Genomic DNA, 25,239 nt, shown 5'->3' with positions numbered 1-25,239 from the left:
CGTGCCTGCCGACGCGTCATCGCCGATCCCGCTTACCTTTGACCAACTCCGCGAGCATCCCGGGGCCGTACCCGGGGAGATCCCGGGCCTGCTGGAGCGTCTGGCCGAGGTGCCCGACCCTCGCGATCCGCGCGGCGTACGGCACGCTCTGGTCGTCATGCTTGCGCTGACCGCGTGCGCGGTTCTGGCCGGAGCGACCTCCCTGCTGGCGGTGGGTGAGTGGATCACCGAGGCCCCGCCGTCCGTCCTAGAGCGTCTCGGCGTACGGCCCGATCCGCTGTCCCCGAAGCGGTGCCTGCCGGCGGAGGCGACGGTGCGTCGGCTGCTGGGCCGCATCGACGGCGACGCGTTGGACCGGGCGGTGGGCCGCTGGCTGGCCGACCGGCGCGCTGGGGCCGACAGCCGGCTGCACGCAGTGGCGGTCGACGGCAAGACCCTGCGCGGAGCGGCCAGGGCCACGGGCCGCAAGATTCATCTACTCGCCGCCTGCGACCACCTCTCCGGCCTGGTCCTGGCCCAACTCGACGTTGGCGAGAAGACCAACGAGACAGACTCGGCCTGAGCCATTCCTGCCTTGCTGGTGGCCTCCGCCGCTCGCAAGGCAGCCTTCAACTGCCAGCGGCCCACAAGCAGGGCGGCAGGTATTCCGATGAGCACCACTCCTGCTGCAGACAGCGCTCCTACTCCCTCAAGGTCCATGGTGAACATGTTGTCGGACGCAAGTGGCGGTGCTTTTGGCGGCCCTGACCGACTACGGGCAGCCAGCCACAACGACCCAGGCCTCCCAAGACCCCCCGGATGGCTGCACCCATGACTGTGATGACGGAGCCGTTTGCTTCTGGTGTAGCGGCAGTTGCCCCCGTGGTGCTGACTGCCGGAGGTCTTGAACTGGCTGTCTACGAGCGGATGGCGCGAGATTGGGCGGCGAATGTCGTGCAGCCGCTGCCAGATCGCCGCCCGCCCCCCTCTCCAACTCGGCGTACGACGAGGAGAAGGAGACTGCCCGACAGCAAGGGCGGCGGACTTCATTTCACGCGAGCGAGGTGGGCTCCTCGGCTGTGACGAGCTGACGACATGGCAGGGCACTTTCCTTGACGCCGTCATTCCCGCCTGGCTCTACCCGATAGAGACGGGCTTGAGGCGTGCGCGTCACCGAGACCGTCAACTGACCGTCCGTAAATAGGGCACCGACGCCATCCTCCACCGCCCAGCCGGCCGGTAGCGCGTGAGCGGCCACGGCCGCCCTAAAGGACGATCGACGACCCGGCTCACTGTCGTAGTGGGGGCAGACCGAGCCGGACAGCAGGCCCAACCCGTCAGAGAGGTGGGTCAGCGGCCCGAAAGAGTCGGTATGCGAGCCCTCAGCCCAGCAGTTGGCACCTGCGCTGATACCGCACAGCAGGGTGCCTTGGTCGAAGGCCTCGTGCAGTAGTCGGTCCACGCCGTGCGCACGCCAGACCGCCAGCAGATTCGCGGTGTTGCCCCCACCTACATAGACGACGTCCTGACGGAGCAGGAACGTTCGCAGGGCGTCGTCATCGAGCTCGCGCCGAAACAGATGCAAGACACTCGGCTCGCAAGAACGTGACTGGTACGCCGCGAGAAATTGCTCGACGTAAGCGGAGGCGTCGCCACTGGCTGTCGGAACGAAGCACACCTTGGGCCGAGGAGCGCGCACCTGATCGAGCACCCAGTCATCCAGCAGACCATCGTCGTCAGTGGAGAAGCCGCCTCCAAGGAGAGCCAAACGACGTTCCGGATCGACAGCCACGAGGGGGCCTCCTCAGTTCACAATGGAGACGCGGACGACGCCTCGAACGGTGCCAAGCCATCGGCTCCCTCCGCAATCGAATAGACCTCCGCCGACGCGAGGTCCTGTTCACCCATGACAGGACCAGGCCCAACCGCAGACGGAGAGCCCCGGAAAGACGCCAGTCCACGATCCACTCTTTAGTCAGGAGACGCGCTCACCTCACACTCAAGCCTTGGGCACGGTCCATTCCGGCGACGTGGGGAACAGGTAGTTGGTGTATAGGACGCGCTTGGGTCGCTGCTTGCCAGCACGGCGCAGACGGACTTCCCGCGAACGCAGTCGCCCTCTTTGGTCACGACCTCGTGCGGATACTCCCAACGGCCCGGGGCTTGTTGTTGCCAGACCGCCTCGTAGCCGACCTTTTCAGTCAGCGCTCCCAGCCGTCCTCACCGCCGGGACCGACGGTGACACCGTCGACCCCGTGGCCGGCCAAGTGCCAGGACTCAAATTGCGGGTCCGGGCCGATCCACAGTCCCGCACTGTCTTCAAATTCGATGGCCAACGCTCCACGGCCTTGGACATCGACGGCGGTGATCGACTGACCGAACAGTGCCAGCACGGGGGCGAGCCTCGCCCCGGTTCCGGGGTCCAGTTCGTGCCAGTCGCCGATGGCATCACGGAGCAGGAAAGGTGTCTCCAGAACCAACTCAGCGTCCAGGCGATAACCCTCGTCCGGATCGAGCGCGCTGAGGTTCAGCCTTACCTGATATTCAAACGAGGTGCGCTCCACCCGCGAGCCGATCAAAGCCGTCGGGACCTTCACTGTGTCTCCCGGGCGGCTGCGCTCAGCTCAGCCTTCCGCCGCCGGACGTAGCCCTCCCAGTCGCGCTTGATGGCCATGACGCCCTCAACCGGTATGCGGATGGGCGCACAGTGCTGGCCGTCGCACGACCGGGGAAAGCTGCCGTCGATGAGCGAGATGCCGCTCAACACCACGCCACCGTCGTCGTCGATCTCCGTGCACAGAACCGGATGGAAGGAGCAGTCCTCGTACACGTCCCCTACGCGGATGCCGGCCGAGTTGCGCAGATCTATCACCTCATTCATGACGCCTAATGTGTCAGGGCTGACCACGCAAGCGCCGCACAGTTTCCGCGGCGATCCTCCAGCCGTGCCAGATCCCGTGCCAAATCGGTCGGCGAAATCACGGTCAACCAGGGGGCGGCGTCCGACCAAGTATCGAGGCATGAACATCCAAAGCCAGAGCTCAGGCCACATGCACGCCAATCACCCCTCCTGATTCCCAAGCTCAGAGCGCGGGTTCGCTTCCCGTCACCCGCCCCATAGGGCCGGCCGCTGAGGGCTGCTCCTCTCGATCAGCGTTCCCAGCCGTCCCCACCGCCGGGACCGCCCGCGAAACCGTCGACTCCATGGCCAGCCAAGTGCCAGGATTCGAACTGCCCATCCGGGCCAATCCACAGTCCTGCACCGTCGTGAAAGTCGATGGCCGACGCATCGCGGCCGTGCTGTGGCCGCAGGGCCCCGCTCGCGGAACTGGCGTAGGGCCGTGACACCTTCGAGACCGCCGACGACCTGCGCGAAGTGATCGACCGACACGAGGACGAGCGGACCCGCCCTGCGAGTTCCTCTTCTGCGAGGTCAACTCCTCGACGGACGAGGCGGAACTGCGCGAACTCCTCGCGGGCCCGGGCCGCGTTGCGCCGTACGGCCTGGTCCGGGCGGAGGGAGCCCGCTGGATCCTTGACGTACGACAGAACTCGAAGGCCTGACCGGTTGCCGGGAGCCGTGCAGGAAGAGCACCGAATTGACGTACCGCCGCCGGAACGGGGCGAGGCTGCGGCGTACGAGGCCGTGCTCGGCGACATGCGAAGTCAGGGACTGGTGGCCCGGCAGATCGAAATCGGACAGTGGCAGCCAGTCGCGGCCCGGCAGCACCCAGCCCCGGTAGCCGTGGTGGGTGAGCAGGTCAAGGACCGGTTCGATGGGCCCGATCCGGGTCTCCAGCTCGATGAGGAGCGCGGGGCGGTCACGGACCAGGATCTCCTCTGCGCCGCGCAGGACGTTCAGCTCGCTGCCGTCGACGTCGATCTTGATCAGGGTGACGTGGTGCAGACCGAGGGTGTCGAGCCGGACGCAGGGCACCGGAATCGACCGGGCGTGCATGTCTCTGCGGACAAGCGACGAGACACCACGGTTGCCGCAGTCGCCCGACGGCAGCCACAGGTGCGCCGTGCCGCCGTCGTGGTCCGAGGCAGCCGCGTGCACCACGTGGACATGGGCGGGAGTGGTGTTGGTGAGCAGGCGGGCGAGGTGGGGGACCGGCTCGAGGGTCACCACTCGGTCGGCCCGCCTGGCCAGCCGCCGGGTCCACGGGCCGTACCAGCCGCCGACATCCACCGCCGAGCCGCCGGGCGGGCAGAAGTCGGCCAGTCTGCGCAGCTCGGGCTCGTACCGCGGATACAGCAGGGCGACGCCCGCGGTGATGAGTGCGGGCGGCAGGTGTGGGGCGAGCCGGGCGGCGAGTGTCATGGACCGATCCGCTTGAGGATCCGCTCGTGTTCCTCGTCCGGCACGCGGGCACCGGAGGAGGGAAGTAGTTGAGGGATCCCGTCGATGATCGGGTAGCGGTGGCGCAGCCGTGGGTTGTAGAGGATCTCTTCGGGCAGGAGCAGCGTCAGCTCTCCCTTGTCGATCGGGCAGGCGATGATCCGGAGCAGGGGATCGTCAGGCTTCATGAGCCAACTCCTTTGACGGGGTGGGTGGTTCGTCGTGACGCGGAAGCAGCAGCAGGACCGATACGGCGAGTGCGGTGCCGCCGAGCCGCAGTGCGAGCCGCAGCGGGTCGTCGGGCAGGGACTCGCCGAAGACGAACGTGCCGAGCGCGGCCGTGAACAGGCAGGTGACGGTGGTGCACACGGGCACGATCAGAGAGGCCCGGCAGCGCTGCAGCGCGGCCTGGGACAGGATCAGGCCGGTGACCGAGGTGACCATCAGGATGTACGGATACGGGGACTTGAGCAGAGCGAAGACCTCGCCGCCGATGCCTCGGGTCGTCAGATGACCGGAGACTCCCTTGATGGCGAGCGAGCTGACGCCGTACAACAGGCCGACGGCGACGCCGTATTCGACGCCGGCGGTCGGCAGCCGGTGACGGCGGCGGGCCCGGCGTTCCACGGAGCGGTAGAGCCACAGTCCTGCCGCGAGCGCGGGCACACAGATCAGCAGGACACGGGCGGACGAGGCGTGTCCGCCGACGGCGTCGGTGTCCTGGAGTGACGCCACGATCATCAGAAGCGCCAGGGTGATCATGACCACCCCGCTTCGCTCGCGGCCGCTGGGATGCTCACCCAGTACGACCGAGGAGAGCAGCAGGAGCAGTACGAGACCGGAGACGAAGATGCCCTGAGCGGCCGCGATGGGAAGAGTGCGGTAGACGGCGAGCTGTGCCGCGAAGCCTGCGGCGAGTGCGAGGGAGCCGACGAGCCACAGCGGGCTGCCGATGAGCACCCGTACGACTCGGGCCGGTTGTGCCGTGCTCAGTCGTGGCAGGCCGGACAGGGCCCGCTTCTCGAGCACGAAGCCGGTGCTGTAGAAGACGTTGGCCAGCAGGGCCGATGCCACTCCCCACCACATGGCGCTACACCCGCCTGGCGTGCACCAGAAGGATGGAGGCCTGGGACGGCACGGCACAGGCGGCCCGGTCCACCAGGCGCAGGGACCGGGGGACGCCGTGGAAGGGCGCGCCGGCCAGGGTCACCACCTCGAAGCCCGCCGCGGTGAGGAAGCTCCGCAGTGCCCGGCTGGTGAACAGGCGAAGATGGCCCACGACTTGGGATCCCGGGCGGCCGTGAATGCCGCGCAGGCTGACCTCCGAGAACACGGGCTGCACTCCGGCGGCCAGGAGCACCCGGTTGTACCAGGCGGCCAGGTTCGGGGTGGAGAGCATCAGATGGCCGCCCGGTTTGAGGATGCGGCGCAGCTCGTCCATGGCGCTGTCGGGATCCACCAGATGCTCGATCACCTCGCTGAAGAGCACGGCGTCCGCGGTCGCGTCGGCCAACGGCAGGCCGCCCGACGTCAGTTCACCCCGTACGACATGGTTCATCCGGGTCGCGGCACGGCGCAGCGCGTCCTGGGACCAGTCGATGCCTACGATCCGGTGATCGCCGAGAAGGGGACCGGCGGTGGCCGCGGCGGAGCCGTCACCGCAGCCGACGTCGACGACGAGGCAGGGCTCGGAGGGCAGCACCCGGGCCAGCATCACTGCCTGGCGGCGGCTGCGCTCGTCTCCGGAGGCGACGGGGACGGCCGGGTTCTCGTAGAACTCGCGCAGTCCCGCGGGGATTGTTCCTGTCATGGCCCGTCACCTCCTGAAACGGTCGGCAGGGCCGTCATGGCCTCCAGATACTCCGTGAAGAAGTCGCACAGCCGCTGGCCCGCCGCGTCGTCGAGGAGAGCGCGCGACCAGCGAAGCGCCAGATGCAGCCGTCCCTGTGTGCTGGCGGTGGTCACGGTCAGTCCGCGCGGCATCGAGGCGGGCGCCGAGAACCAGACGGCCTCCGCCCGGCCCGCCTCCGCGAAGTCCAGCGGGTAGGGAAGGCGCCCGATGTTGCTCAGCAGCGTCGTCGAGGTCCAGGGAGCGGCGGCGCGCCGAAGTCCTCGGGTCAGGGCGGCCCGCATCCCGACGGGCAGGGCGGGTGCGGTGAGGAGGGCGGCGGCGTGGCCGAGTTGAGGGCGGGGTGCCGACTTGAGGGCGCGGGTGCGCTCGGCGGTGCGGTGCAGCAGGGCGGCGAGAGCTTCGGCGTCGGGTTCTCGCGCGTACTCTCGTGGCCCGAATCCGACCTCCACGAGGCGGGTGCCGTTTCCGATGGGCATCTCGGCGCCGCGGGGGCGGTCGTCGATGGGCATGGTGATGCGCATCGGACGGGACGGGGCGTCGTGCAGGCGGTTCCAGCGGGCGATCATCAGGCAGGTGGCGACGAGGAGTTGATCGTTGACGGTGTAGCCCACCCCGGCCGGTCGGCGCGGCACGGGAAGATCGGCCAGCAGCAGCCCGTTTCCGCCTGTTGTCCCGGCGACGGTCGCGGGTGCCACCCGGGCGGGCCGCCCCGGCCCGCCGTGCTGGGCGCGAGGCGGTGGCACCGGCCGTACCGACGCGCCGACGGGATCACGTACCGGTGAGGTGGGCGAGTGCGCGGCGCCGCTGTACAACTCGGCGGCCGTGGCCAGTACGCGCAGGCAGGCGGGCCCGTCCAGGGCGGTGTGGTTGAGCGTCAGCACCAGCACACACGAGCTGCCCGTCGACGACGGCCTCACCACCTCCAGCCGGACGGGCGGGGAAAGGGACAGCGGCGGAGCCTCGGCCAGCGCTCTGGCCCTGGCCCGCTCCAGCGCACCGGGCGCCGGCTCCGGGAAGGAGACCGGATCCACATCCGGGCTGCCGGTCAACTCCCATTCGTAGCGCCGCCGGTACCAGCGACCGGGTGCTTGGCGCACCAGAATCCGCGGGTGGCGGAGCAGCGCCTCGCCGAAAGCCGCCCGAAGCCGCTCCGGTTCCGGCCGGCGCGGCAGATGCACCTCTATGTGTACGGTCTCGGGTTCCTCCTCACGGAGACAGTGCCGGGAGATCTCGTCGACGACCGGAAACGGAATCCGGCCCGGCTCGGGCCCGGTCGGCCCGGGCCGGGCGGGTTGCAGGGCGGTCATCTCGGCGGGGCCTCCGGTGTGGTGGGCGGTGCGAAGCCCGGCGGATCAGGGCGGTACGCAGCGGGGCCCGGAACGGGGCCTCCGGCAGGGCCGTTTGTCGCCCGCACCTGCTGGGTCGTGGTGTGCGGGTCCGGTGCCGCGGAGGTCGTGGTCTGCGGGTCCGGTGCCGCAGAGGCCGGTGTGCCGCCCCGTGCCCGTGGGCCCACGGTGACCAGAGCCGCGCACAGTGCGATGAGCGCCAGGAGTTGGGCGGCCGGGCCGAACGCGCCCCGTCCGACGGAGGCCGGATCGCCCGCACCCGTCGCGGCCACGATCCCGGCGCAGGCCATCGCCGCCAGTGCGATCGGCACCAGCAGCGAATGCCGCAGATGGGCAACCACCGCCAGCGCGGGGACGATCAGCGCGAACGGACCCGCCACGACCGCGACCACAAGAGTCAGCGCGACGCAGCCCAGAACCCATCCGGGCGGCGGCGGGGTCATGGCCGCCGAGGCCGGTGCGCCGCCCCGGCGGCGTACGAGTGCCAGACCCGCCAGCAGTGCCAGCGCCACCGCGCCGCCGATCATCCCGATGCCGTAGAGGACCAGGGGCTCGTACTCGAGCTTGACCGTGCCGCCCTCGCCCGCGGGGATCAGCCAGGCCTGCTGCCAGCCGTCGATCCGCAACGGGATCAGCTTCTTGCCGTTGAGGGTGGCTTTCCAGCCGTCGTTGGCGTTCTCGTACATCTGGAGATAGGAGGCCTCGCCCGTGCCGACGGTCACGGACCGCCGGTCGCCGAGCCAGTCGGCTGCGGTCGCCTCCCGCTGCTGGTTCACGGCAGGTGGCTGGATCTCGCCTCGGGTCAGTGTGATGTCGGTGAGTGCGAGGGGACCTTCGTCGCCCGCCTCCACCTGGTGCAGCCCGGTGCCCAGCGGAAGAGCGCCGCCCGCCACGCGGCAGAGCGTGACGTCGACGGGCCGGCGCTCGGTCAGATCACGCACCGTTCCCGACGCGCTCGTCGCGTGCAGCGTGCCGTCGACGGCGACGGGCGGACCCTCGCCGCACGGCACGGAGAACCTCAACTGCGGGTCCGGCGGCGGTGTGCGCAGGTCGGCGAGTGCCGGAACGTAGACCTCGCTGAGGCCGACCGGCAACTGCATCCGGTCGTCGGCAACGGGATTGTGGACTGTCAGAGGCGCGGCCCTGCTGATGATGATGTCGAGCCGGTCCGTGGTGATCGGCTCGAAACGGGCCAGGCCGTTCTCGTCGACGGCGGCCGTCGCGGCGCCGTTCGGGGTGCTGATCAGCACCTGCTCGGGCCGGGTGGAGAGGCCGCCCGCGGCCGCGAGGACGATCTCGTCGACGGTCCTGCGGCCGGTCCAGCGCAGATGGATGACCGGCCGGTCGCCGGCGATCCATGCGGTGGTCAGATCCTCGTCGACGAGATTGCGCGGGCTGAGGCCGTTCCCGAGGCGGCTGGTCGAGTCGGCGGTCGCCGTGATCCGCCGCCCCTGCCGCGGATCGGCGCTGGTGATGAGCCGGTCCAGTGCCTCGCCCGGCACCGGCAGAGCCTTCGCCGTGACCGTGAAGTCTCCGCCCTGGCCGGCGCTGAACCGGCGGTGCAGGCCCTCCTCGGCCGAGATCGGCGAGAGTCCGCCCGGGTCGCTCCCGCGATGCAGCGAGAAGACCTCGGCGCGGGCCTCGTTGCCGTGCGCGTCGGTGGGAAGCCGTAGCAGGCGGGTCACCTGGACACCGGGGACAGCGACCTCGCTGAAGCCCGCGCCGCCCAGTCCGGCCTTGGGGGACTGGGCCGCCAGGACGGTGATCTTCAGCCATTTCGCCCCACCCGTGGGTGCCTTGACCGGCTGCGGGTTTCCGTTCGGTGCCAGCGGGCTGTCCTCGAAGCCCTGATCGGTCTCGACCCGTACGAGCGTGGGAGCGGCCCGCATTCCGTCACCGGGCAGCGGAGTGAGCTGCAGCGAGGCCGGTATGTCGGTGGGCGAGGAGAAGCCGATACGCAGCCACTGGCCTGCGGCGTTCCCGGCACTGCCCTCGGCCCAGGCGGTCTGAGGGTTGCCGTCGAAGGCGTTGACCGGGTCGTACTGCGGCAGGTGGAACAGCCAGTTGCCGCTGCTGGACGTGGTCACCGAAGCGGCGCCGCGCAGGACGGCCGTCGTCTGGTGCCCGGTGCCCTTCGTCGGCAGGATCTGCCGCGGTTGCTCGCCCGGGTCCTGCACGTTCCCGGAAGGGTTCCGTTCGTCCTCGGTGTACGTGTACGACGTGTTGCTGTTGACCAGTCCGAAGCGGGTGTCGGCGCGGCGCAGCCCGTCCGCGACGTACTGGGCCGCCGGCGTGCCGAGCCCCGGGTGGTTGTCCCCGGTGAGCACGGTGGGCCGCTCGCGCAGGCGCGGATCGGCGGACAGTTGCAGCAGGGCTTCGGGGCCGCCGCTGACCACGGCGGTGTCGGCGACCGGCTGCAGGCCGACCTCGCCCGGTCGCCGGGTGTTGCCGGTCGGCTCGTAGATCTCGACGGCCTGCATGCGCGGGAAGATGCCCTGGACCTGCAGCGGTGTGCCGCTGGGGATCCGGCCGCCGGTGAGCACCGGGTCGAAGCCGGTGACTCGCTTGTACCCCGAAGCCTCCAGGGTGCGCTTCACGGTGATCGGCGGGACGTAGCCGATCTGGTCCGGGTCGAGGTCGTTGCGTACGACGACGAAGTAGAGGCCGGCGCGTGACAAGTAGTCGCGCAGGCCCGGCACTTCGCTGCCGCTCATGAGCGCCTGTTCCACCGCGTCCATCGCACGCCGCGAGCCCGGCGTCCCGAAGGGCACGAAGTCGCGTTGCGCCCACCGGGAGTCGGCGAGCACGTCGAGAGGCTCGTCGATCGGGGAGCCCCAGGTGTAGAGGCCGTGGGAGGTGGCGGGGACGACGAGGGCACGGCTGTCGGGCGAGTTCTTCTCCAGCCAGTCGGCGGCCTGCGTCCACTGACTGGGCAGCTTCTTGAAGGCGCCGGGCTGCAAAATCGACCCGTTCACATACGGCCAGGCCAGACCGGGCAGTACCAGCAGCGCGGCGACGAGGGGCGCGTAACGCCGGGCGGGGAACGGCCGTGCCCCGCGGATCTCGCTCGCCTGCGCCACCAGATGCATCAGGCCGAAGGCGAGCGCGAGAGCGAGCCCGGGCTGGAACTTGTAGATGCTCCTGAAGGGCCGCAGCGGCCCGTTCAGCCAGTCCCGGACTGGCTCGTGGAAGGGCGCGCCGAAGGAACCGGCGTATCCGGCCAGGGCGATCAGGACGACGGCCAGCACGGTGAGCAGCAGCCAGCGGCGCTCGGGCAGATCGCGGCGCGCCAGGCCCGCCAGCCCCAGCGCGGCGGCGAACGCCGAGCCGAGGATGGTGACCGTCGCGGTCGCCACGGTCCAGCCGGCGGGCAGCCAGGCTTCGCCGAAGTGGAGGTAGGCGACCCAGTTGCCGGCGCCGCGCAGCAGTTCGGTCGCCGACATCGTGCCGGTGGTGGTGTCGGCCTGTTCGACGTACGGCATGAAGTCCTCGCCGTACGCGCCGAGCAGCAGCAGGGGAACCACCCACCAGGCGGTGGCGAGTACGACACCGGGCACCCACCAGGCGATCAGGGCGCGTTTGCGCGGACCGGCCGGGCGGCTGAGCAGATACAGCCCCACAGGCATCAGCGAGGCCAGCGTCGATGCCGCGTTGACTCCGCCCATGAAGGGGATGAGCAGGGCGGACGTGGCCGCGGCCACCCGCGGGGTGCTGGTGCCGGTGAGCGGCAGCAGCACCCACGGCAGCAGCGCGCCGGGGAGCGCGGCCGCCGATGTGGAGCCGACGACGATGGTGAAGGTGGGCCACAGCGCGTAGCAGGCAGCGCCGAGCAGCCGGGTCCGTGCGCTGCCGACGTCGAAGCGCTCGGCCAGCCGCAGCGCTCCCCAGAACGCAGTGGCCACGATCAGCGAGAGCCACAGCCGCTCGGCCAGCCACACCGGGATGTGCGCGAGGTCGGTGAGTGCGTAGTACGGGAGGGTCGGGAAGGCGTATCCGGCGTACTGGTTGGAGAGCCCGCCGAATCCGGCGCGGCTCTGCCACAGCCCCCCGAGGTCGCCGATGAACTTCCACGGGTCGGCGACCACTCCGAGCTTGGTCTCAAACGTCATCCTGCCCGGTGACACGGAGAGGAAGGCGACGAAGACCGCTGCCCAGAAGGCCAGCAGCCACGACTTGCGGCGCGGCCCGGCGGTCGGCGGCGGTGGCGGCGGTGCGGTGGGTCGGGGACGGTCGGGCCTGCCCGGGGGGAGGTGCAACGTCGTCTCAGCCACGGGTGGCTCGCAGTGGGCCGGTCATCGCTGCTGCCGTTTCTGTTCGGCGACGGAGGATGAGGAGGAGGTTCCAGGTGGCGATCTCGCGCAGGCCCGGGACGCGGGTGACGGCCTGCGCGAGGAACGGCCAGTAGCGCGAGCGGGCCGTCACGAGGGACACGTCGTCGCGAGCGCGTACGTGTCGCAGGGTCGGACCGATGTGGATGGTGAACAGGTTCTCGCCGAGGGCGTGCTTGGCCGGGCGTCCGGTCCGCCGCAGATAGCGGGCGCGGGCACGCTCCGCGCCCAGGTAGTGCCAGGGCGCCCATTCGTGGCCGCCCCAGGGGGAGAGCCAGTTGGTGAACGAGACGTAGATCAGCCCGCCTGGCCGGGTGACGCGGATCAGTTCGCTGAGGAAGGTCTGCGGGTCGGCGACGTGTTCCAGCACGTTGGAGGAGAAGCAGATGTCGGCGACGCCGTCGGCCAGGGGCAGTAGATAGCCGTCGGCGAGCACTGAGCCGGCGGGGATGGTGCCCCGCGCGCCCAGTTCCCGCAGATCGGGCTCGAAGAGATGGCTCTGCGCACCGCGCCGCCGGAACTCCTCGGTGAAGTGGCCGCGTCCGCCGCCCACATCCACCACCAGTCGGCCGTGCAGGGGCATCTGCCGCTCCAGCTGGTCGGCTGCGTCCTGGGCGAGCAGGGTGTAACACCGGTCCGGGTCGGTCTGCTCGGCCATGAACGCCCGGAAGAGCGTGAGGGACCTGCGTATGGAGGGATCCTTCACAGCCGCATCACTTCCGCTGCATGGCGGCCTCCGCGGCCGCCGCCCGGAACTGCCGGACCGTGGCGCCCCAGCGGAAGTCCGCGGCCCGCTGCCCGGCCGCCCGGCCGAGCGCCTCTCGCCGCTCGGGGCTGAGCGCCAGCGTGCACCAGGCCGCGGCGAACGAGCTCTCGCCGCGGGCGAGCAAGCCGGTGACGCCGTCGTCGATGGAGTCCCTGAGGCCGGGGATGTCGAAGCCGATGGCGGGCGTGGACCGGGCGGCCGCCTCGGTCACCACAAGCCCCCAGCCCTCGACGAGCGAGGGGTGCAGCAACACCCAGGCGGCACAGAGCAGTCGGTGCTTCTCGGCCTCCGAGACCCGGCCGGTGAAGGTCACACCGGGTCCGGCGAGAGCCTCCAGCCGGGAACGTTCCGGCCCGTCACCGACGATGACGAGCCGGCCTCCGGTGACTGGTCTGACTCTCTCCCACAGACGCAGCAGCAGCTCGATGCGTTTGTACTCGACGAGGCGTCCCACGGCGAGGAACAGCGGGTCCGGCGATGTGGGCGCGAGCGGGCCGGGCTCCTCGACACCGTTGTGGACGAGGCGGATCCGCTCGCGCGGGATGCCGAGGTCCTGGAGTGCGTCGACCGTCGACGGGGAGACGGCGACCAGCAGGCTGCCGCTGTGGGCGCGGGTCAGTGCCCAGTGCTCGAGCTTTCTGCCCAGGCGTGCGGCGGGGCCCGGGAAACGCTCGCGCCAGATGTCGGTGTGGACGTGGTTGACCAGGCAGAGAGTCGGTCCGCGGTGCCAGAGCGGTGCGAGGTACGGCATGCCGTTGCACACCTCGACGAGCAGGTCGCAGTCACCGGCATGCCGATCGAAGGCGCGGCGGGCCCGCAGGAAGTGCCCGGCGTCGCCGCCGGCGGAGACCACGCGGTAGTCGCGCAGGGCAGCGGGACCGCCGCACAGGAGCGTGACCTGGTGGCCGTGAGTGGTGAGGCCGTCGGCGATCCGGTCGACGAGCAGTTCGGAGCCGCCTGCGGCCGGGTTGCCGAGGTCGCGGCGGGCGAGGAAGACGATCCGGCGGGGATGTGGGGGGTCGGCGGGCGGGTCGCTCTGCGGGTACTGCGGAGGGTTGTGGGGGAGTGGCGCGCGCAAGGTGGGGGGTACGTGCTGGGGCATGTGAGCTCCAACTCGCCTCGGGATGCGGGACGGTGGGGGGGTCGTTGGTGGCGCGAGCGGTCTGTGGGGGGTTGTTGGTGGGGGGAGCGGTCTGTGGCGGGGTGGGTTGGTAGTGTCCGCCCGGCTGTTCGATGCCGCTACTCACGCTGGTGACAAATTTGGCTCGCTCTGGAGCTGACGCACCATCAAATTGTGCGCATTATTGGGGATTCGGGTGTTCCCTGCCGCGTAAGACGAGTACGCAACCCACGGCCGCCAGCACCAGCCCGGCCGCCCCCGCCCCGATCGGCACGGTACTTCCCAGCGCCCGGAGTTTGCCGCTGTCCGACTTCGCCAGCGCGACCTGAGCGCGCTGGGTCTGCGGGGTGAACTCCAGCCCCGCGCTGTCCAGCAGGACCACTTTCGCCTCGTCGGCACCGGGTGCGCGCAAGGTCTTGCGGGGCGCGATCTTCGCGTTCATGATGCGGCCGGTCCGCCGGTCGACGACGAGTTCGATGCCTTGGTTGGCGTACCACTCCTCGGCATGCACCTGGCTCTGCTTCGGCAGGCCGACCAGCCGCCCCGGCACCTGGCGGGTGCCGGTCCGGGTGTCCTTCACGGTTCCGGTGAACCGGTAACCCTCGTAGCCCGCAACCTTCTTGGTGCCGTTGAACTCGAGCCGGACGGTGGCTCCGAGCGTGTTGTCCCACCAGAGGTAGCCGCGTTTTTGTACGTCGAAGGGGAACTTGAGATAGGCCTCCCCCTGGTACTTCGGCGTCTCGCCGCAGCAGTGCACCGGAGCGTTGGTCCGGCGGTCGGTCACCCAGCGCTCCAGCGTCCACTGGTAGGACCTGCGCGGGTCGCGGAAGGCCAGCGTGTCGGGGGTGTCGATGGCGGTGGACACGTCCCACACCGCCCGGCCGCTGCGCTCGCTCGCGGCGACATCCCCCAGCACCCGCCGGGTGATGGTGATCGGTTTCGACTGGACGGCTCTGAGGTTCGTGGTGTCGAAATACTGGCCGGTGCCGGTGAACACCGTGGTGACATCGACATCGGTCGGGGTGCGTTCGGCACGCGGCTCCACGTACCAGGCAAGCATCGGAGCCAGCACGAGCAGAAACACGCCGACACCCAACAGGACCAGCGACAACGGCGAAGCGGTACGACGCATGGGGGGCACTCCCGGGCCGAGGGTGGATTCAGGACGGTGCGCGTCTGTACGGGCCGGGACCGTAGGCGCCCTCTTGACGGAGTGTCAATGCCCCTCACAGACTGGGCAGTCGCCGAGCCGGAGCCGTGGGGGCGGGGTGCCTTCCGACCGAAAGGCTCGCTGACCATGCACAAACTGACCGCTGCCGTGCTGACCACCACGGCCGCCGCCGTCCTCGCCGTGGGGACCGCTTTCGGCATTGTTGCCGCACTGGACGCCACACCTGAGCAGCCGAACGTGCCCCTCGTCTCCTTCGAGACGGGCCGGCCGACAGCGTCCCCGCAGCCATAGCCGACCAGCAGCGAGAGGGGAGGACACTCATGCCCGTGCGCACGGCCTGGCGGGACGTACCCCGCCTGCGGGCGAGAAGATTCGCATCCCTGGCCATGGCGGAGGTGCCCGCACTCGCGCAGAGCATTCTGGAGGAGATCCGCAAGGAGTTCCCCGGCCTGCCGCTCGTCGTCGACGATTCGGGCGAGCCCATGGCCCTGATCGGGATCCGCGGAGCGCTGGAGGACTTCGTCGGCCACCTCGTGGTGAAGGAGGACCGGCCGGACGGGCGTCAGCTGGAGGTCTTCCAGGAGTTCGGCCGCGGCGAAGTGCTGCAGGGCCGCAGCCTCGACTCGCTCCAGGCGATCTACCGGCTCGGCGTGCGGCTCGCATGGCGTCGCCTCGCCGAGATCGGTCAGCAGGTCGAGATCCCGCCACCGGCCATGTACGAGCTGGTGGAGTCCGGCTTCGAGTATCTCGACGGGCTCGTCGCCCAGTCCGTACGCGGCTATGTCGAAGCCGCGACCCGCCAGGCGGGCGAACGGCTACGACTGCAGCGGCAGTTGATCAGCCTGATGCTCAGCGAGCATCGTACGGATCCCACCGAAGCCCTCGCCGAGCATGCAGAGCGCATCGGCTGGCCGCTGCCCGAACAGGTCGCCGTCGCCGTGCTGATGCGACCGGCGCCGGAGTCGGTCGCCCCGGCCGTGGGCCGGGACGTACTGCTGGACATGGAGTACGAGCAGCCGCGCATGGTCGTCCCCGAGCCGGACGCGGCCGGCCGGCCGGAACTCCTGGAGCGCGCGATGACAGGCTGGTCCGGCGCGATGGGACCGCCGGTTCCGCTCGCCGAGGCCGCCAAGTCGCTGCACTGGGCCTTCGCCGCGGTGCGCCTGATGGAACGCGGGCTGCTCCCGGCCGGCCAGGTTCTGCAGTGCACCGAGCACACCGAGGAGCTGGTGCTGCTGCCGCCTGAGGAGCTGATCGAGGACCTTGCCCGTCGGTGCCTGGCGCCGCTGGACCGGTGTGCCCCCGCGCACAGCAGACGGCTCGTCGAAACGCTGCTGGCCTGGCTGGAGGCCCGTGGCGGCGCTCCCGAGGTCGCGGCGCGGCTCGGCGTCCATCCGCAGACCGTGCGCTACCGGTTACGGCAGATCCGCGAACTGCTGGGCGACGAGGTGGACGATCCGGACCGGCGCTTCAAGCTGGAGCTGGTGTTACGGGCCCGGCGCCTGCGGGATGCGGGGGCGGCCCGGGAGGCCGGTTGACGAACATCGATCAGCCGGCTGACCCAGGAGGGTTTCAGAGGCCGCGGTTTACTCGCCTGTATCGGGACCGTATCGGGTTGGGGCCTTTGTCGGTCGCAGTCAGACGGCGGGCCAACACGCGTGTGGTGCTGCCGTCTTCCTCTTTGATGTCCCGGACATGCTCGAAACCGATTCTGTCCAGCAGGGCCAGTGAGGCTTGGTTCGGTGCGGCTACGGTGGCGTGCACCGTGGTCAGTCCGAGGGCGTCGAAGCCGTGGGCGACGATCGCCTCCGCCAGCTCGGTCCCCAGACCGGATCCCCATGCCGCCGGCGCCAGAGCGTAGACGATCTCGTGGCCTCCGACGATGTCGTTCGGCTTGATCTCGGCATGCCCGACCAGGAGTCCGTCCCGACGAACGGCCCAGACATCGAACAGGCCCTGGGCATAGACCTTCGTGAAGATGCGCCCGAACAGGGCTCGGTCCGCTGCTTCGGAAGCAGGGCCGTCACCCATCCACTGCGACACCCTGGTGTCCTGGAACAGAGCGATGAAGCCCTCTTCGTCCTCGGGGATGTACGGCTCCAGGAGCAGCCGCTCGGTGCGCAGAGTCGGGGTCACGGACGGCGACGCTACCCACGCGACATCCACGTCGGCAAACCACTTTCACCTGCGCGGATATCGCCCTTCTCGGCACCATGCCGCCCATCGCCCGGAGCCGCAGGCCATCACCGTCGTGCCGAGCCATTTACACGGCCAGCGATCCGAGCGAACCACCGCGATCCCAGTACCGGGTTACTTTCACTCGCGCCTCGAACGGCACCGCCGCGTTACCCGTGCGCATGCGGATGAGCGCCCACCGCAGCGACACGGTGTCGCCCGATCCGCCGCCGACCACGTCGTCGACGGCGGATCGGGCGCTGCCGTGGAACTCAAGATCGGTCCGTATCAGCCGACCTTGGCCTCGTAGATGAGGATCTCGGTGCCGGACACCTCTTCGCCGTCGTCCGGAGCAGCCCACATCCGCAGCTTGCCGCCGTCGGCCTCCAGGTGGACAGGGTTGCGCGTGGCGACATGGCCGGCGGCCGACCACAGCTGAACCGGCACCTCGTGCTGGATGGTCTGCGACTGGAGATCGAGCAAGGTGATGCCCCCCAACTCGAAGTTGGTGCCGGTTGCGGTCTTGTAGTTGGTGATGCCGGTGCACAGCATCTGCTCGCGCTCGGCGTATGCGCAGTCCTGGTAGTCCACGAAGTGGCTGGAGTTGGACGTGTGGGTCAGTTGCCTGCCCTTGCCGTTCCAGGTGTAGAACTCCCGGGATCCCCAGGTCACTCCGTGCAGCTCGCCGGTCCTGGGATCGGGCACGATTCCGCCGACGTGGTCAGAGACCCGGAACTCTTCATGCACCTCGAGGGTGGCCAGGTCGATCCGGTAGACGATCGAGTGGCTGTACGGCCGGTACTCCGCGACCGGAACCCACAGCGACGTCCCATCGGCGTCGATGCCGCCGGGGTGGTAGTTGTCTCCTTCTCCGAGGACGATGTCCTTCAGCAAGTGGCCCTTCAGGTCGAGCACGAAGACATGCCCGCGGCCCTTGCCCGGCGTCCGGTCGTACCCGTCGACCGGCTGCGGGTATTTCACCGGCGCCTCGATGATCTCCACGCTGGACAGGAAGAGACGGTCCCCGACGCGGGCGAAGCCCTGCGGGTGATGGGTCGGGAAGTTCAGCTTGATCCGCTCGGCCAGGTTCCACTGCGTCGATCGGTTCAGCTGGGAGACCGCTTCGACCAGCGGTGCGTTCTGGGGGTGCTGGGCCGTACCTGCGGCTGGGGTGGTGGTCACTGCCACCGCTGTTGCTGCCAGTACGGCTCCGGCCAGGACTGCGCCGCGGACCTTGTTGGTGGATCTCATCGGAGGGCCTCCAGGTGGATCTGGGAACTTCGTCCTCCGTATGTCTACGGCCGGCCGGCAGACCAGCCGTGACGAAAACCCACCAGGTCGGTGGCCTGAGACCGAATATCCGGTCGAAGGCGCCGGGCGGGCGGCGAGATCCGGCATGCGGGTGCTGACTACTCGGGGCCTTCCGCGAACCCCGCCCTGACCGCGTTGGTTGGAAGCGGTGCTGGAGGAAGCCGTCGCGGGTCTCGACCGAGTCAGGACACCCGCCAGAGGGAGAGGTATCCGAGCAGGGTGGTTGCGAAGGCTGTGATCAAACCCAGCACGTTGGCACGGCCCGCGGAGGCGTCGTGGTCAGCGTCCAGATACCCGTCGTAGACGCCGAGGGCTACTCCCGCCAAGGGCGCGGAACCGCGGGCGGGGATCAGCGGTCTCCGGCCCGCGGACGAGGTGTGGGTGATCATGCCGCTCGCCTCCTGGTGCCCGACATGATCGTCGCGGGCCTGGTACCGGCTCGCACCCGGCCCGGCCCGGCAAGTTGATCACGCGCCACCGCTGGAGAACGGCGCCATTTGGTACGAGACTTGGATCAACGCCTCAGATGTGCGTTCCGCGCCACCTGTGCAGTGATCGGGGTCGGCATGTCGTCCAGCGGTGGGGGGTTGGGTGCGCACCACTTCGGTGCGACGAGTGCCGAAGTGGTGGCGGAGCGTGACGATGCTCTGGTGCATGCCGTCCTCAGGGCCGTCGAGGTGACCGGGGCGCATGCCGGGAGCGTGTTCCTGGCCTCGCGCAACCAGAGCACGCTGGTGCTCGCAGCAGCGGCGGGCATGCCGCCCTCGCTGCTGGGTGGCTGGCGGCGGATCCCGGTGAGCAGTGCGATTCCGGTCGCGGAGGCATACCGCCTGGGGCGGACGGTCCATCTGGCCGACGCCGAGGAGACCATGCGGCGCTTTCCCCAGCTTGCGGTGGCTCTGCCCTACCCCTTCGGCTCGGCCTCCGTACCGGTGATGGCGGGGCGGGAGCCTCTCGGAGCGATGGCCGTGGTGTGGGCGGCCCGGCCCGGCTGGCCGGGGCTGTCCAAGGCGCAGCGACGGCACCTGCGCACCACCGCCGGTCGCCTCGGCGCGTCGCTTGCGCAGCTGCAGCTGCAGCTGCAGACGCATGGCGCGGGCGCCGAGGCAGACGGCGGACCGCTGGAGGTGGCGATTCCGGCCGACTCGGCGGTGCAGGTGGGCCTGTTCGACTGGAACGTCCGCACCGGCGCGCTCGACGCCGATGCCGCGGTGTGCCAGATCTTCGGCCTGGCCCCGGAGGAGTACGACGGACGGGCGGACACGCTGGCGGCCCAGCTGCACCCCGCGGACCGGCCCGGGTTCCGGGCCGCGGCCAGGACGGCGGTCGCCGAGGGCCGGGTCCTGGGCCGCTGCCTGCGCATCCAAGAGCGGGACGGCGGGCACCGCACCGTCGAGCTGTGGGGCCGGGTGCCCGACACCGGCGCCGAGGCGGGCGTACGGTCGCATCTGGTGGGCGGGGTCTTCGACCTCGGAACCGGGATGGCCGCGGTCGCAGCGCTGGAACGGCTCTCGGACGGTTTCTTCGCGCTGGACCGGGACGGGCGCATCACCTACGCCAACCACCGTCTGGTGCGGCTGGCCCACCTGCGGCGGGGCGATCTGGTGGGCCGGCGCCCCTGGGAGGTGCTGCCGCACCTGGCCGATCCCGGCTACCAGGACCGGTTCAGGGCCGCCCAGGTCTCCCAGCAGCCGGTCTCCTTCCTCGCCCCGGGCGCTGATCCCGGCCAGTGGCTGGTGGTGCACCTGCGCCCGGACACGCAAGGCCTGACCGGATGGGTGACGCCCACCGACGACGCGATCCCGGCGACGGCCGAGCCCACAGCGGCGGTCCCGGTTGCGGACGCGCCCGTCCCGGCTGCTGTGCGGCCCGCGCCCACCAACCTGGGCGCGTTGTATCGGGTCCTGGAGATGAGCAGCGCGCTGACCGAGGCGGTCACGGCGCGTGAGGTGTGCAGCGTGGTCGCCGACCAACTGCTGCCCGCTTTCGGCGGCGACCGGGTGGCGATCTACATCGTGCGCGAGGGGCACATGCATCTGCTGGCCCAGCGCGGCTACCACGAGAGCTTCCTGGATCGATTCGAGGGCACGCCGCTACAGAACGCCTGGGGGCCCGTCACCGGGGCGCTGGCCTCCGGAGCCCCGCTGTTCATCGAGACACCAGAAGAGTTCGCGCGCGCCTACCCCGAGCTCCGCTCCGATTCCAGCGCGTTCGTGTTCCTGCCGCTGATCGCCTCCAGCCGCCCGGTGGGCGCCAGCGTGATCGGCTTCGACCAGCCTCACCCCTTCCCCAGCGAGGAACGCAGCCTGCTGACCGCGCTGAGCGGCCTGATCGCCCAGGCGCTGGAGCGGGCGCGGCTCTACGACGCCAAGTCCGCCCTCGCCCACGGCCTGCAGAACGCGCTGCTGCCCAACCGGCTGCCTACCCTGCCCGGCATCCAGGTCACCGGCCGCTATCTGCCTGCCACCAGCTGGATGGACATCGGTGGCGACTGGTACGACGCCATCCGAACCGACCACGGCATCGCCCTGGTCATCGGCGACGTCGAGGGCCACAACGTCGCCGCCGCAGCCACCATGGGCCAACTGCGCAGCGCGGTACGGGCCTTCGCCACCGCCGGACATCAGCCCAGCGAGGTGATCGCCGGCACCAACCGGCTGCTCATCGACCTCGGCCCCGGCCAGCTCGCCAGTTGCTGCTACGTCCTGCTCGACCCCGCGTCGGCCACCGCGAAGATGGTCAGCGCGGGCCACTGCCCGCCCCTTGTGCACTGGCCCGACGGCGACACCACGGTCCTGGACCTGCCGGGCGGCCCGCTCCTGGGCGTCGAGCGCACCGCCGACTACCCCCAAACCGAGCTGAGTTTGCCGCCCGGCACACTCCTCGCCCTCTACACCGACGGACTGATCGAGTCCCGCGACGCCGACATCAGCGTCGGCATCGACCGGCTGCGCACCCAACTGGCCCACGCCGCCGCCGACTCACTGGACGACCTCGCCGACATCCTGTTGCGCGACGCCCGCCGCTCCCAAAACCGCCGCGACGACATCGCGCTGCTCCTCACCCAGTACACACCGTGACCCGGCCCCCGGCGGTGCTGCGGGATCACCGCCCCGGTCACCTGGCCCGCATGTCCTGCTCGTCGAGCCGGGCACGGTCGGGTGCCGACACGGTCAGCCGATGCACAGCACGAGCAGGCAGATCTCCGTCGGCGACGTGGCTCCCGGTGCGGGGCCGGCCTGGGACGAGCCCGAGTCCGTGCCGCCGCCGGTTGCGGGCGCCGACGGCTGCTCCTTCTCCGTACCGGTGCGGTCGGGGGCCGTATCGCCGGCGGACGGGGCGGTGCTCTGCGGCTGCGGGGCCGACGTCGCAGCCGGACCGGGAGGCGCGGCGGCGTCCGGCCGGGCGGTCGGCGGCGCCGTGCGGGGCGGGGCCTCGAGGGACTGCCGCGGCGGGGTGCTGGTGGCCGGCGACTGCGCCTCGGGAGTGGTGTGTGACGGCCGGCGAGTGGTGGGCGGTGTCGACTCCGGACGGGTGAGCTCAGGCGCCTGCTTTTCCTCGGTGCTCATGCTCTTGTCGTCCGGAGCTGTGGCCGCCTGCGCCCGGTCGGTGGAGTGCCCGTCCATCGTGGCGATGGTCAGGCCGCCTCCGACGAGTGCGACGGCGGTCGCGATCACGGCCCGTCGCTGGTTCTTCTTCCAACGGGCCAACTGGCGACGGCGTGCCGCCCGCCCCTGCCGTGCGGACGTGCCGTACGGCGAGGCCGCGTTGGTGCCGGCCTCGAGCTCTGCCTCGTCATGGAGGGGGTCGTCGTGCCACCTGTCCGAGACCGCGGACTCTCCGCCATACGTTGTGCCAGGTGCGTCGCCGGCCATCGCCGAGGCGGTGCCCCGGGCCGCGCCGGTGTGGCCGTGGGCGGAGGACGGAGCGATGTCCGGGGCGTAGGCGCCGCACCCGGGACACACCAGGGCGCCGTTGAGGTGCCGACGACACGAGGAGCAGTAATCCATCTGCGGTCTTCCTGGGTTGACTGCGCCGTCGGCCCGCCTGGGCCACGGCCTGGTCACGTTCGCATGCGAGATCCAACGGCCAGCCACGCTAACCAGGCATTCGAAAGGCTGTGTGCAGCCGGTGTGACGCTCCTGCACAGATCCTCCGAGCCACGCATGTGCCGGGCGTAACTGCGCTCGCTTGAGATGCAGGGGAAATGTGGAAGGCGCGCGCCGTTCTTACCGGCTGGCCATCGACTTCGATCATCCGTTGTCCGACGAGATCTGGGCACAGCAGGCTGCGCTCAAGCTTGAGATCATGCTCGCTCAGCAGGGTGACATTGCGGGTGCGAGCATGTGTGCAACCAAGCCACTGACGGAGGCCAGTTCGATAAGCGGGTTCGCATTGCGTACAACCGCGCCCACGAGTTGCAAACGCGGGGGAACATTGAGGCAGCCGCGGCCTCCTATCGAGAGGTGATTGACTCGGCCACTGACCAGGCGCCGACCGCAGCCTTCACCCTTCCTTGGTCCGGCAGGACAGTGAACGCTGCGCTGCGTGCTGCCGCGCCCCTGCGGCAGAAGGATCCCGGTGCCGCCCCGTTGCGATCGCGTGAGCAGGACGGAGCAGCGAATGGCCGGCGGCGCTTACTCGCCGAGCGGCGGCAGGCGTCGGCCCTCCCGTGGGGAGGGTCGGGAGGGACGGCGTGGCTCCGGCCTGCCCCTTCGGGCGACCAACCGGCCGCCCCGAGCATGGCATCAGATTCAGCCACCTGGATAGAGAAGTGACCGGAAACCGTCAACCCGGAGCGGAGCGGGACCTGACTGCAGAAGCGTCGCTCCGGCCAACTGCACTGCCGGCGACAGGGTGCCGGACTATGTCGGGGTCGCGATCTAGCCCGTACTCACCCGCCCGTTGTCGGAGAAGGGGCGGTCGGCGATGTCGATGCCGGGCCAGCCACCGCCCAGGAGGCGTGTGCCCCGGGTGGTGGCCATCAGTCAATGTGGTGATCGCTGCGGTCGTGGCTTCACGATCACCGGATGGTCGGGCGGGCGGCGTGTTCGGGGCCGAGGTGGACCGGCAACGTGCCAAAGCCCTGGAGGGAGATGGATGTCAAACGTTCGGGGTCGCGAGCCAGCGTGAGGCCGGGGTAGCGGGTGAACAGGGTGCTCAGCGCGACCTCGGTTTCGAGCTTGGCCAGGCGTTGGCCGAGGCAGAAATGAGCGCCGTAGGCGAAAGCGAGGTGGTCGCGGCGCGTGGGGCGGTTGACGTCGAATTCCTCGGGGTTCTCGTGTCGGCTCTTGTCCAGACCGGCGGCGAACAGGCTGGCGGCGACGGGATCGCCCTTGGCGATCCGGACTCCCGCGATGACGATGTCCTCGGTTGCGTACCTCAGGATGGCGTGCCGGACTGGAGCCCAGCGGCGGAGCCCCTCTTCGACCGCGTCGGCCCACGTGGGGGCGTTCTCACCGCCGTCGATGACTGCGGCGAGCATCTTTGGGTTCTGCAGCAGCGCACGCACCGTGTTGGTGATCGAATTGATTGCGGTCTCGTGTCCCGAGATGAGGATCAGGAACAGCGTTTCGACCAGCTCCTGATCGTTGAGCCTGTCGCCGTCGTCGCGTGACCGAATCAGCTCGGTCGTGAGGTCGTTCTGTGGTTCCGGATCCGCGCGCTTGATCTCGATCAGCGTCGTCAGGGAGCGGTAGATGGCCGCCACGGCTACTCGGATATCGGCCCCATCCGAGGTCGCATCCGGTATCACCAAGCGGTCGAAGTGGGCGCGCAGCTCGGAAACCACAGAGTCAGGAACCCCGAGGACCTCGCAGATGACACGAACGGGAAGCGGCCAGGCGAACAGCTCGCGCAGGTCGACAGGCTCGCCCCGGTCTGCGGAAGCGACATCGTCCAGCAGCTCGCCGGCGATCTCGGCTACGCGGGGGCGGAGGGCTTCGACGGGCGCCCGGTTGAAGGCGGAACTCACAAGTGTTCTCAGCCGACGGTGATCGTCGCCGCCGGCGTGAAGCATGGCAGCTCCCCGTACGAGGGCGATCAGCTCCCAGTCGTCGGGTATCTGTCCGTTCCTCAGTGCGGGCCAGTGTTCGGGGTCTTTGGTCAGGGCGGGGTGGCCGAGGACTTCCTGGGCGGTGGCGTGATCCGTGGCCGTCCAGGCCGTGACACCACCCGGTAGCTCAACAGGGACCAGAGAGCCCAGGGCGTGAAGCTTTCGCGCTTCCTCGGTCGGGTCGGCTTTCGGGTCGAGAACGAAGTGCGGGCACTGGCTCAGCACGGACACTCCAACGTGTAAGGGGCAGCTCGATCAGCGTGTGACTCGCGAGCCACGCCTATTAGTCTGCCAAATAGGCATCCAGCCAAACGACTTCCGCGCGGTGGTGGCCCGATCCGGAGCGCGTGCTCCATCAGTTCGTCGGAATGCAGCTGAGCGAATGTGGGACGCAGTCCCGGTGATGCGATCCAGCGGCAACTACCAATCTGCACGATGTGGGACCCGTCTTGTACCGCCCAACTCGCGCGCCGATGACCTTGCATCCCACGGGGGAAGCTGAAGTCCAGCCCGAGCGCAGCCGGCCGAGGCAACCCAGGCCGCCCCTTACGGGAACGGCCTGGGCAGAGCGATCACTGCGGTCAGTACTTCCGAGGTGTGCCACGCCGGCGGAGCACGATCGCGAGCGCGAGCCTCGAGGCGGCCGCTGAGGGCCGGTCAGGGGCAGCGGGATCAGTGGCGCGATGACCTTCTCGCTAAACGACTTCCACTTCAACCCTGCGGCGGCAAAACGCCGGCGAAGACGGCGATCGCGATGTAGAGAGCCATGGCTTTCTACAAGGTCTCGAGGGGAC

The 25,239-nt window shown here is 69.9% G+C and carries 21 protein-coding genes; 4 read left to right on the top strand and 17 right to left on the bottom strand.

Annotated elements, in window-relative coordinates; genetic code table 11:
* The first annotated feature begins 1 nt into the window (after position 1).
* The gene (locus ACH4YL_RS36370) at positions 2 to 562 is read left to right on the top strand and encodes a transposase family protein (protein ID WP_398511807.1); all 561 of its coding nucleotides are present in this window, start codon (positions 2 to 4) and stop codon (positions 560 to 562) included.
* A 468-nt stretch (positions 563 to 1,030) separates the two neighbouring features.
* Here ACH4YL_RS36370 and ACH4YL_RS36365 read toward each other — a convergent pair whose 3' ends face one another.
* The 12 genes from ACH4YL_RS36365 to ACH4YL_RS36310 all read right to left on the bottom strand — a co-directional run bounded on the left by ACH4YL_RS36365 (position 1,031) and on the right by ACH4YL_RS36310 (position 14,865).
* Complete coding sequence (locus ACH4YL_RS36365; RefSeq protein ID WP_398511806.1) at positions 1,031 to 1,771, bottom strand: Type 1 glutamine amidotransferase-like domain-containing protein; 741 nt, start codon at positions 1,769 to 1,771, stop codon at positions 1,031 to 1,033.
* 409 nt (positions 1,772 to 2,180) lie between these two features.
* Positions 2,181 to 2,576: a DUF6188 family protein gene (locus ACH4YL_RS36360; RefSeq protein ID WP_398511805.1), complete on the bottom strand. Its 396-nt coding sequence runs from the start codon at positions 2,574 to 2,576 to the stop codon at positions 2,181 to 2,183.
* A complete protein-coding gene (locus ACH4YL_RS36355) occupies positions 2,573 to 2,860 on the bottom strand; it encodes a hypothetical protein (protein WP_398511804.1) in 288 nt (95 codons plus the stop codon). Before ACH4YL_RS36355 ends, ACH4YL_RS36360 begins: the two co-directional genes overlap by 4 nt.
* Positions 2,861 to 3,412: 552 nt before the next feature.
* Positions 3,413 to 4,303 (bottom strand): FkbM family methyltransferase, encoded by an 891-nt coding sequence (locus tag ACH4YL_RS36350; RefSeq protein WP_398511803.1) that lies wholly within the window; start codon positions 4,301 to 4,303, stop codon positions 3,413 to 3,415.
* A complete protein-coding gene (locus ACH4YL_RS36345) occupies positions 4,300 to 4,509 on the bottom strand; it encodes a Trm112 family protein (RefSeq protein ID WP_398511802.1) in 210 nt (69 codons plus the stop codon). Before ACH4YL_RS36345 ends, ACH4YL_RS36350 begins: the two co-directional genes overlap by 4 nt.
* On the bottom strand, positions 4,499 to 5,407 hold the full coding sequence (locus tag ACH4YL_RS36340) for a DMT family transporter (RefSeq protein ID WP_398511801.1): 909 nt from the start codon (positions 5,405 to 5,407) through the stop codon (positions 4,499 to 4,501). The genes ACH4YL_RS36345 and ACH4YL_RS36340 overlap by 11 nt, the downstream gene beginning before the upstream one ends.
* Before the next feature lie 4 nt (positions 5,408 to 5,411).
* A complete protein-coding gene (locus ACH4YL_RS36335) occupies positions 5,412 to 6,131 on the bottom strand; it encodes a class I SAM-dependent methyltransferase (protein WP_398511800.1) in 720 nt (239 codons plus the stop codon).
* Entirely contained in the window at positions 6,128 to 7,480 is a 1,353-nt protein-coding gene (locus ACH4YL_RS36330; protein WP_398511799.1) for a condensation protein, read from the bottom strand. The genes ACH4YL_RS36335 and ACH4YL_RS36330 overlap by 4 nt, the downstream gene beginning before the upstream one ends.
* Positions 7,477 to 11,790 (bottom strand): alpha-(1->3)-arabinofuranosyltransferase family protein, encoded by a 4,314-nt coding sequence (locus tag ACH4YL_RS36325; protein ID WP_398511798.1) that lies wholly within the window; start codon positions 11,788 to 11,790, stop codon positions 7,477 to 7,479. Before ACH4YL_RS36325 ends, ACH4YL_RS36330 begins: the two co-directional genes overlap by 4 nt.
* Entirely contained in the window at positions 11,783 to 12,553 is a 771-nt protein-coding gene (locus ACH4YL_RS36320; protein ID WP_398511797.1) for a class I SAM-dependent methyltransferase, read from the bottom strand. Before ACH4YL_RS36320 ends, ACH4YL_RS36325 begins: the two co-directional genes overlap by 8 nt.
* A gap of 7 nt (positions 12,554 to 12,560) precedes the next feature.
* Positions 12,561 to 13,715, bottom strand: a complete 1,155-nt coding sequence (locus ACH4YL_RS36315; protein WP_398511796.1) for a glycosyltransferase family 4 protein — start codon at positions 13,713 to 13,715, stop codon at positions 12,561 to 12,563.
* 199 nt (positions 13,716 to 13,914) lie between these two features.
* Positions 13,915 to 14,865 (bottom strand): DUF3068 domain-containing protein, encoded by a 951-nt coding sequence (locus tag ACH4YL_RS36310; RefSeq protein ID WP_398511795.1) that lies wholly within the window; start codon positions 14,863 to 14,865, stop codon positions 13,915 to 13,917.
* A gap of 165 nt (positions 14,866 to 15,030) precedes the next feature.
* On the opposite strand from ACH4YL_RS36310, the gene ACH4YL_RS36305 reads away from it, so the two are divergent.
* Both ACH4YL_RS36305 and ACH4YL_RS36300 read left to right on the top strand, forming a co-directional pair.
* Entirely contained in the window at positions 15,031 to 15,195 is a 165-nt protein-coding gene (locus ACH4YL_RS36305; protein ID WP_398511794.1) for a hypothetical protein, read from the top strand.
* A gap of 29 nt (positions 15,196 to 15,224) precedes the next feature.
* Positions 15,225 to 16,442, top strand: a complete 1,218-nt coding sequence (locus ACH4YL_RS36300; RefSeq protein WP_398511793.1) for a PucR family transcriptional regulator — start codon at positions 15,225 to 15,227, stop codon at positions 16,440 to 16,442.
* 34 nt (positions 16,443 to 16,476) lie between these two features.
* Here ACH4YL_RS36300 and ACH4YL_RS36295 read toward each other — a convergent pair whose 3' ends face one another.
* The 3 genes from ACH4YL_RS36295 to ACH4YL_RS36285 form a co-directional block, all read right to left on the bottom strand.
* Positions 16,477 to 17,040: a GNAT family N-acetyltransferase gene (locus ACH4YL_RS36295; protein WP_398511792.1), complete on the bottom strand. Its 564-nt coding sequence runs from the start codon at positions 17,038 to 17,040 to the stop codon at positions 16,477 to 16,479.
* Between the two features lie 327 nt (positions 17,041 to 17,367).
* Positions 17,368 to 18,330 carry a DUF6454 family protein gene (locus tag ACH4YL_RS36290; RefSeq protein WP_398511791.1) on the bottom strand — a complete coding sequence of 321 codons (963 nt, stop codon included), beginning with the start codon at positions 18,328 to 18,330 and terminating at the stop codon, positions 17,368 to 17,370.
* A 242-nt stretch (positions 18,331 to 18,572) separates the two neighbouring features.
* Positions 18,573 to 18,779: a hypothetical protein gene (locus ACH4YL_RS36285; protein ID WP_398511790.1), complete on the bottom strand. Its 207-nt coding sequence runs from the start codon at positions 18,777 to 18,779 to the stop codon at positions 18,573 to 18,575.
* A gap of 198 nt (positions 18,780 to 18,977) precedes the next feature.
* Here ACH4YL_RS36285 and ACH4YL_RS36280 point away from each other — a divergent pair, with 198 nt between their 5' ends.
* Positions 18,978 to 21,470, top strand: a complete 2,493-nt coding sequence (locus tag ACH4YL_RS36280; RefSeq protein WP_398511789.1) for a SpoIIE family protein phosphatase — start codon at positions 18,978 to 18,980, stop codon at positions 21,468 to 21,470.
* A 93-nt stretch (positions 21,471 to 21,563) separates the two neighbouring features.
* Here the strand turns inward: ACH4YL_RS36280 and ACH4YL_RS36275 are convergent, their stop codons facing one another.
* Both ACH4YL_RS36275 and ACH4YL_RS36270 read right to left on the bottom strand, forming a co-directional pair.
* The gene (locus tag ACH4YL_RS36275; RefSeq protein ID WP_398511788.1) at positions 21,564 to 22,400 is read right to left on the bottom strand and encodes a hypothetical protein; all 837 of its coding nucleotides are present in this window, start codon (positions 22,398 to 22,400) and stop codon (positions 21,564 to 21,566) included.
* A 1,013-nt stretch (positions 22,401 to 23,413) separates the two neighbouring features.
* On the bottom strand, positions 23,414 to 24,670 hold the full coding sequence (locus ACH4YL_RS36270; protein WP_398511787.1) for a cytochrome P450: 1,257 nt from the start codon (positions 24,668 to 24,670) through the stop codon (positions 23,414 to 23,416).
* Between the last annotated feature and the right edge of the window lie 569 nt (positions 24,671 to 25,239).

Source organism: Streptomyces sp. NPDC020681 (assembly GCF_044334895.1).
In the GTDB taxonomy this organism is placed as follows: Bacteria; Actinomycetota; Actinomycetes; order Streptomycetales; family Streptomycetaceae; genus Streptomyces.
This window is presented reverse-complemented; position numbering and strand designations above follow the sequence as displayed.